At 63.3% G+C, this 8,717-nt stretch carries 5 protein-coding genes, 1 pseudogene and 1 CRISPR repeat array; all 6 genes and pseudogenes read left to right on the plus strand.

The annotated features are described in order from the left end of the window. Positions 1 to 321: pseudogene (locus FPZ47_RS28640) on the plus strand (hypothetical protein); the annotation flags it as partial. A gap of 3 nt (positions 322 to 324) precedes the next feature. Next, a complete protein-coding gene (gene csb2 / locus FPZ47_RS25070) occupies positions 325 to 1,887 on the plus strand; it encodes a type I-G CRISPR-associated protein Csb2 (protein WP_144956563.1) in 1,563 nt (520 codons plus the stop codon). After that, the gene (gene cas3g / locus FPZ47_RS25075) at positions 1,884 to 4,715 is read left to right on the plus strand and encodes a type I-G CRISPR-associated helicase/endonuclease Cas3g (RefSeq protein WP_144956566.1); all 2,832 of its coding nucleotides are present in this window, start codon (positions 1,884 to 1,886) and stop codon (positions 4,713 to 4,715) included. The genes csb2 and cas3g overlap by 4 nt, the downstream gene beginning before the upstream one ends. Beyond that, positions 4,712 to 5,737, plus strand: a complete 1,026-nt coding sequence (locus tag FPZ47_RS25080) for a hypothetical protein (RefSeq protein WP_144956569.1) — start codon at positions 4,712 to 4,714, stop codon at positions 5,735 to 5,737. The genes cas3g and FPZ47_RS25080 overlap by 4 nt, the downstream gene beginning before the upstream one ends. After that, on the plus strand, positions 5,734 to 7,329 hold the full coding sequence (gene cas1, locus FPZ47_RS25085) for a CRISPR-associated endonuclease Cas1 (protein WP_144956572.1): 1,596 nt from the start codon (positions 5,734 to 5,736) through the stop codon (positions 7,327 to 7,329). Before FPZ47_RS25080 ends, cas1 begins: the two co-directional genes overlap by 4 nt. Further along, positions 7,326 to 7,628 carry a CRISPR-associated endonuclease Cas2 gene (gene cas2 / locus FPZ47_RS25090; protein ID WP_144956575.1) on the plus strand — a complete coding sequence of 101 codons (303 nt, stop codon included), beginning with the start codon at positions 7,326 to 7,328 and terminating at the stop codon, positions 7,626 to 7,628. Before cas1 ends, cas2 begins: the two co-directional genes overlap by 4 nt. A gap of 183 nt (positions 7,629 to 7,811) precedes the next feature. After that, positions 7,812 to 8,640: direct repeats of the CRISPR family, unit length 37 nt; unit sequence GGTCGCGGCCGTTTCGGCGGCCGCACTTCATCGAGGG. Positions 8,641 to 8,717 lie beyond the last annotated feature (77 nt).

An 8,717-nucleotide genomic window follows, 5' to 3' on the forward strand; every position in this document is an offset into this window, starting at 1 on the left:
CCATCAGCGCGCAGCCACCATCAACCAGATCACCGAAAACAAGATCATCACAAGCCGGCTGAAAAATCAGGGTCAGAGCTGTACCTGCGAGCGAACTGCGACCTTGTCGAAAGCACCCCGACAGCTGTAAAACTCGACACTCGTGGCGGTGATCATGTTGCACTCGAGGCACTTTCGATCACCGCTGCCGATGAACTGCTTGCGGAGGCACTTACCGAGGCCGAGCGAACCGCGAGTGTCGATTGGCATGGCCAGGTCTTCGAGGTCGTCGGTAACCCCGACATCTACTCGGCCGCGACCGCCGAATCAGCCGAGGAGTGAGCGATGGCAATCGGAATCGAGGCCACGTTCCTGCTCGGCACTTTCACCGGCCACCGAGCGGACGGGTCGCCAGATCCTTTTCCCGACCCGGCGCGACTGCACGGTGCTCTGCTCAATGCGGCCGCACAGGGCAGTACAGCGGTTCTCGACAAGGTGGGCCTGCACCCATCTGCCGAAGCCCTGACCGCACTCCAATGGCTGGAGACCAACCCGCCAACCGGCATTCGGCTGCCCCGTGTGTATCCAATAGCAGCATCGCCGATTATCGCATTTCGCCGCGAGGGAGTGGTCCGGAAGGAAGGCCGCGACTGGAAGGACAAGGTTGGCGGCCGCTCGTTTTCCGACGGGTACACGTACGACGGCCCTGTCGGATGGTGCTGGGAAGACGGGATACCAGACAACGTGCGTGCGGTGCTCGAAAAGCTCTGCACGGACGTCGGCTGCCTCGGCGAAACGACCAGCCCGGTTCGGCTCGCCGTGTCCGAGATCGAGCCGACGCATTCACTCGACAGCAACGGGTCGGTGTTCGATGCCGGCGGAACCGAACTTCGAGTGCCTGCAGCCGGGCGGACAGCGGCCCTCACAGCCGCGCACGCAACCGCGAACGACAAGTCACCGTCGATCGCCGACGACCGGCACAAGACAGACGACTACCCGGCACCGTCAAGACCGGCACGCCAGGCGTTGGAGGCGCTACGCTATCGCATTCCAGACATCGAACCGACCAGCGCGCCGTGGCCGACGGTGGTCCTCCTCACCACCTCTCGGACGATCCGCCCCGAGGACCGTGTGCGCTGGTGTGCTTCATTGCACCGTGCTCTAATCGCCCGGATCGGTTTTGGCGCGCCGCCGTTAATCACCGGTACCTACCCGAAAGGCGTTCCGCAACCAGCGAATCATCTCGCAATCCAGTACCTGCCGGCCGGGATGGTCGCGCAGCATGACATCGCATCAGGTGCTTTCGCGCTCCTGATCCCCGGTGACGCCTCAGGGGAGGATCTTGTGCCCCTACATCAAGCGCTTATCGGTTTTCGCGGATTCTCCGCCGACCGCAGACACGCAGAAGTATCGCGCGTGGTGACGGTGAGTGGTGACAAGTTCTGGTGCGCGCCAGCGCGAGGTTACGTTCGGCGATGGACAACAAATCCCGTCGCCGTTCCGGAAACCTCGCCGCAACGGCGCGGGTACGGTCCGGAGGGCTCACGGAAGCGGTGGTCGCTGCGCGATGCCGCTCGCGTTTCGGTTGGCCTCGTCTGGCGTGACAGGATCGCACCGCGCCGGGACAGCAGCCGATGGTTCGAGGAGATCGCTTCCCGTACGGCGGATTACGGAGTCGAAGTACACGATGCGCGGCTCCTGCACAGGACCGACGTCGCCGCTTGGGTGCACAAGACGCCGAAACAGATTCTGGTGCAACCGTATCGTGCGACGCTTAGCCTGGGTCGCCTCGCGACGGAGCGGACGCTCGTCGCGATCGGGCAGAGCCGTCATCTTGGTGGCGGGCTGCTTGTTCCGGTGGATTCTCCCGACGATAGCTTCGCTACGCTCGGAGGAGGTGCACGATGACTTTGCGTGCCAACGACTTCGACGCCTATTTCGCCGAGGTGAACGATGGCTACAAGCCCTTCGCATGGCAACGTCGACTGTTCGACAAGCTCGCGCAGACCGGCAGGTGGCCGGACAGGCTCGTCGCCCCAACCGGCGCAGGGAAGTCGAGTGTTGTCGATATCCATATCTTCGCCGTCGCCCTGTCGGCGACCGGCGAGATCGCCCGAGTGCCGAGGCGGCTGGCCCTCGTGGTAAACCGGCGCGCGCTGGTTGATAACCAGGCTCAACGAGCCACCAAGATCCGCGAATCCTTGGACAAGGCGCAGCCGGGATCACTGCTCGGCGACATCGCAACCGCCCTCCGGTCGTTGCGGACCGAACGATCGGCAGATGGCGGGCGCGCGGTGTTCGATGTAGTCGATCTCCGCGGCGGCGTTTCGCCGCGCCGCGGCTGGGCCACCGATCCATCGGCGTGCCAGATCATCTGCGCCACGCCGGACATGTGGGGCAGCCGAGTGCTGTTTCGCGGTTATGGCACATCGCACCTCGCCCGCCCGCGAGAGGCGGGGCTCCTCGTCCACGACGCCACGATGGTGCTGGACGAGGCGCATTTGAACCGACAGTTGCTGACGACCGCCCGTCGGGTAGCGGAACTGGCGCGATCCGGCGAAAACACCATCGGCGTGCCTGTCCTGCAAGTCGTCGAGACGACCGCCACGCCCGCCGATCCGTCGTCGGTGAATGAGCATCTTATTGAGATCGGCGTCGAACCCGCGGACATTGCGGTCGGCAGCGGCGATGACCTAACACTTAGACTCACGACACCGAAACGTGTGCGGCGCGTGGGTGAAGCAACCTGGCCATCTCCACGCAGTGGCCCTGACCGGAGCCGCTATATCGATGTCATAGTGGGCGAGACGATCCGGCTCCATCAGACATTCGGCCGAACGGTCGGCTGCATCGTTAATACCGTTCCGCTTGCAGCCGACATCACCACGCGCCTCAAGACAGCCGGGCTAAACGCCGAACTGCTTGTCGGCCGGATGCGGCCGTACGACCGAGCGGCGCTAGAGGCCAGGAGGCCGAACCTGCTGACGGTGCGGGGTAATCCCGATGTCGATGTTTTGGTCGCTACCCAGACCCTCGAGGTCGGCGTCGACATAAACCTGTCGGCATTGGTCACCGAACTCGCTCCGGCGTCTGCACTCGCACAACGTGCCGGCAGGGTTAACCGCCTCGGCAACAAGCGCGAAACAGAGGTCGTAGTGATCGGCCCGCCACCGAGTTCACCGCTCCTCGCCGAGGAGATTGACGGCAAGAACCTGCGAACACTCACGGTCTATCCCTACACCCGAGTGGGTGATAACGATGCGTACGAACACCTCCGACAAACCTGGGAGTGGTTGGGCAAACGCGCAGAAGACTTACGCGGCGTGTCGCCCTGGGCACTCAGAGAATCACCGCCGCCCGCCCAACATTTGCAGCGAACACTGCTGCAACGCCTGGAGCCATACGATCTGTGGTTCTTGAGCCGCACCAGCTCCGATCTGTTCGAGGAACCTGATCTGGAACTGTGGCTGCGCGACTCGCTAGACCGCGACGACGTGATGAGTGGCGTGGCCGTGCGCGCTCATCTGCCAGCGGACAACTCAGCTGCCATCGACTTACTCCGAGCGACCCGGCCGATCGACGGCGAAATCTACCCGGCGTCCCTGGGCACGACCCGAACAGTCGTATCGTCGATAATGGGTGCCGATACCGACTCACTGTATGATCGTGCGTTCCTATTCCGGGACAACGAGATCCACCCGCTCGACGATGCAGGTGATCTGGGACCTGGTGACATCGTGATCATCGACGGCAAACACAAGATGTGCACCGCTGGCGTAGTGACAACCGCTCCGAGCGAGGAAGGCTCCGACGTCTACGAAGAGGTTGTGCAGCAAGACGGGGCAAAGTGGGTTGTACGCTTTGTTGGTGGGATGTCCGATGATGTGGACAGTCTTCTGGAGGAACTCGCCGACCTGATCGCGTCGTTCGACGGCGAGGTCGATGACCGCGAGATTGCGGAGCTCGTCTACTCGTATCGAGATCGTGACCAGCGCATCGATCGACTGTCCAATGACCTGAAGAGCGACGCAAAGAGCGACGCGAAGAGCCTGGCGATTTCCTTCGGCGCTTTAGATGATCCGTCGTCGCGCTGGCTCGTCGTCTCTGCGCCCCTGCCGACTGCGGTCGACGAGGTCACACAACAGGTGTGGACGCCGTCTCGCGATCCGGTTTTTCTTGATGCGCACAACGCTGCCGTCGCTCAACGCGCGTGTTCGCTGTCCGACCGTGTAGGCCTACCACCTGAGGTTCAGGAAGCACTGTCAGATGCTGGTCGGCTCCATGACGCGGGCAAGTGTGACAAGCGGTTTCAGCGCTTTACTCTCGGTAACCCCGATACGAGTGGATACCTCCTTGCCAAGAGCCCCAGCGGATCGATCCGGCAGGTGGCGCGTACCCAGAACTCAGGTGGTCTGCCAACCCGATGGCGCCACGAGCAGCTTTCGGTTGCGATCGCGGCAACTGAGATGAGCGGATCGGACAGCCGCGAACTCGTCCTCCGTCTTGTCGGAACGAGCCACGGATATGGGCGTCCAGTGTTCCCCCACACCTCCGACGGCTTGCTGATTTGTGATGAGGACGCTGAAGTAGTTCAACATGCGTTGGGACTCTTCGATATCGGCGAATGGGACGAGGTCATCGAGTCGACGGACGAACGGTGGGGTGTGTGGGGGTGCGCATATCTGGAGGCGCTCCTGCGCGCTGCCGACGGACAAGTCTCCGGGGAGGGACGATGAGCATTTTCACACCTGCGGGCTCGGTAACAAGCGCGCTGACCCACTTCGCCTTGTTCGGTCTCGGGGGAATCTGCGAAGCAGAACTTGGAGTGAGCGCCAGGGTCTGGTGGACCGACGAACGAATTCCGCGTCCACAACTCGATGTCGGTCGGGAGCCCCAGTTCATCGCCGATTCTGTGCATCGCCATGCAGCTGGGCGCACGTCGCCCGACAGCTGGCTCGCCCTGCGCATCGAACACGAACGAAAGACAACAGCTGCGTTCAGCCCGCGGATCAAGGCGCCCTCCTCGCCAGCGGCGTGGCGATATCTGCAGTCCGCTCGACACACGGCACTCGATCGGCTGGTCGCTAGCCGCGCTTTGCTCGACCTGCGGATGATCGGCGCGCTCGGAGAGCCGGCCTACTGGCTCGTCGATAGGACGCCAGATGGCGGTGCGAGCCGGTGGGAGATGAAGACACGCAACCGAGGAGAGGAGTTTGTCGGGAACCGCCTGGCACCCCTTGCCGGTTACGTGGCGGCCCGTCAGGTAGATGAGATCCTATCTGGATTGAAGGGCGCGACAGTCAACGACGAAGCAGGCGGGAATCAGCCAGAATCCCGCACCGCGACGGGCTTCGCGAGACCGGGACCTGTAGATAATGTGCTCGCCTGGTGCGCACTGTGGGGCATCGCTCAATTTCCCGTGGTGCCCCACACGCGGGAGCAATCGGGGACAGCTGGCACGAACGTTCCAAGCAGGCGGACGAACCCCACGTTCGTCTTCCTGCCAGTGCCAACACGTCCGATCACTCTTGCCCGGCTCCGGACGGTCGTCGCGTCGAGGCAGCTCGCCGTTGCCGCAGCCGACCCGCAGGCTGTGTCGGCGCTGGACGAGATCGCCGTCGGGAATTCACGAAAGTGGTTAGGGGACAGACGTATCCGTGCTTTGGTCCGATTTCCGGTGTTTGTGTCGGATAACCCGAGCGCACCGGAGCGGCAAATTCGCGACGGATCCATAGTTCCGATCGGTGCGCGGTCATGAACGACGTGGACCCACTCCCGATCAGCCTTGTCGCACATCATGTCTTCTGCCCACGCCGCGCGTGGCTCGAGGCCGCCGGGGAAGAGACGGACACCTACCAGATGTCGGTCGGCGAACTCGCACACCGTGCCACCGATGATCCAACGAGGTCGCGTGGCGATAGGCATCGTTCCGTCGACATCGCTCACCGCGCTTGGGGCATCACTGGGCGCGCTGACACCGTGGAGAGCCACGATGGGTCGCTGCGAGTGGTCGAGTACAAGGCCACACCTGTACGGAGGAAGGCCGAACCTACTGCGCCGATGCGGATCCAGTTAGCGCTGCAGAGCGCCAGCCTGCAGGAGATGGGCCATGCCGTCACCGAACACGCCGTCTACTTCACGACGCATCACAAGTACGTCCCGGTCGTGCTCAGCGACGCAGACTTCGACGCTGCGCGCGTCGAGGTGATCAAGACCAGGGAAACGCTTCAGTCGGCGACAGCGCCCGAGCCGCTCCATGACGACCCTCGGTGCATGAACTGCTCGCATGTCAGCATCTGTCTACCCGACGAACGCGCGCAGATGCCAGTCACCCGGCGTATCCATGTCGCCGACCCGGACAGTCAGATCGTCCATCTCGCGACTTTCGGTAGTCGTGCGTTCACACGTGGTGGTCGCCTCCGTATTTCTGCGCGCGGGGAGGAACTCGCGTCGTTCCCGCTCGAGCGAGTTTCAGGACTCGTTGTTCACGGCAACGTCGATCTGTCGAGCGCATTGATCCGAGAGCTGTTGTGGCGCGGGCTCACGATCGTGTGGTGCTCCGGCGCGGGTCGCGTCGTCGGGTGGAGCCACACAGCGAATACGCCGAATGGACTGGAGCGGGTACGCCAGCATGGGGCCTCGGCAGAAGGGCGACTTGCGTTGGCGCGCGAATTCGTCGGAGCCAAGATTGCGAATCAGGCAACATTGCTGCGCCGCAACGGCGATGCACCTGAAACGGTCTCGCACCTGCGGGCGATGCAGCGAAACGCCCTCAACGCCGAGACACTCGACGCGCTGTATGGATTCGAGGGTGAGGCGGCTGCGCGGTATTTCGCGAGCTTCGCGACGATGTTGCGAGATAGGCAGCGAGCGGCATTCATGGCGCGGTGGCGGGGCCGGGCTGGCAGGGGGGCGTTCGATCCCCTGAACGTCGCCTTGAACTTCGTGTACGGTGTGCTCGTCGCCGAAACGATCCGGGCAGTGGCAGCCTGCGGACTCGATCCGCACGCGGGATTCCTGCACAGCAGCAACCGTAACAAGCCAGCGCTAGCGCTCGACCTGATGGAGGAGTTTCGCGCACCGCTAGGCGATGCCGTAGTGCTGACTGCGATCAACAACTACGAAATAACTGAATCCGACTTCAGCAGTGCTCTCGGGTCTTGCCGACTGCGAGACAAAGGCCGCAAAGCGTTGCTTTCGGCATATGAACGTCGGTTGGCCACTGAGTTTGCACATCCGGTTTTCAAGTACAAGATCACGTGGCGTCGGGCGATCGAGGTCCAAGCGCGAATGGTGCTCGGCTACATCGATGGCAGCCAAGCGAAGTACACGGGCGTAACGACGCGATGACCCGAAACGACGCGCGCCGGTTCTTGATCGCCTACGACATTCCTGAGGATCGTCGACGCGACCGGCTCGCAAAATGCCTTGAGCGGCACGGTGACCGCGTGCAGTACAGCGTCTTCGTCATCGACGCAAGCCCGGCACGCTTAGCGCGTCTGAAGAACGAAGTGTCCACGATCATCGTCCCATCCGAGGATTCCGTGCTGATCTGTGATCTGGGGCTCGTCCGGAGTATGGATAAGGAGCGGTACGCCTTCATCGGACGATCCCGGCCGATCATGAACAATGGCGCAATTGTCATCTGAACCGCTGCGCGAGACCCCGGTCACGACAAGAATCCCGGGGAGCGCTCGCGTGCGATCCTCCCTGTTCAGGCACTGTGCGGTGCTCGTCCGGACATCTAGCCGTAGGTAGCTCGTGGCTGGCATGTGGAGGATCTCGCGGACCTGCCACCAACCCGCTGGTCAAAGGCATAGAATTAGTTCGCCTGTCGCGGCCGTTTCGGCGGCCGCACTTCATCGAGGGTCGTACCGGTCGACGCGGACCCTTCCTGCTCCTTCGTCGCGGCCGTTTCGGCGGCCGCACTTCATCGAGGGTTGACCCCGTACATGGGACTGATACCGATCGCCACGGTCGCGGCCGTTTCGGCGGCCGCACTTCATCGAGGGCTGGGAGGGTCGACGCGCTCGGCGACGTTGACGGTGGTCGCGGCCGTTTCGGCGGCCGCACTTCATCGAGGGGTGGGGACGGCGCTGCTGCCGAACCCTCCGGTGACGGTCGCGGCCGTTTCGGCGGCCGCACTTCATCGAGGGCGCACTGCTGGTGGTGGCCGCTGGGTGCTGCACTGGTCGCGGCCGTTTCGGCGGCCGCACTTCATCGAGGGATCCTCGAAATCCACGCCATCGGCCAATGCCACCGGTCGCGGCCGTTTCGGCGGCCGCACTTCATCGAGGGGGCGAGTCGGTCGCGCTCTACAAGACCGAGCCGGGTCGCGGCCGTTTCGGCGGCCGCACTTCATCGAGGGCTCCCCGACGCAGTCACGCCGCTGGTGGAGATCTCCCGTCGCGGCCGTTTCGGCGGCCGCACTTCATCGAGGGGCCCGCAAAAAGGACGACGACGATTTTCCGTCGTTTGAGTCGCGGCCGTTTCGGCGGCCGCACTTCATCGAGGGGGCTGCGCATTGTCCGGCGCCAACACCATTGCAGCAGGTCGCGGCCGTTTCGGCGGCCGCACTTCATCGAGGGAGCGCCATAACCGGATACGTGCCGGATGATCCCTCCAGTCGCGGCCGTTTCGGCGGCCGCACTTCATCGAGGGCGTAATGCATCACGTCAAGATGCCCGCGAAAGTTGATCCATGCATCACGTAAGGAATGCCCGCGAAACCGGGGTCAG

The sequence above is a fragment of the Mycobacterium helveticum genome (assembly GCF_007714205.1).
Lineage (GTDB): Bacteria > Actinomycetota > Actinomycetes > Mycobacteriales > Mycobacteriaceae > Mycobacterium > Mycobacterium helveticum.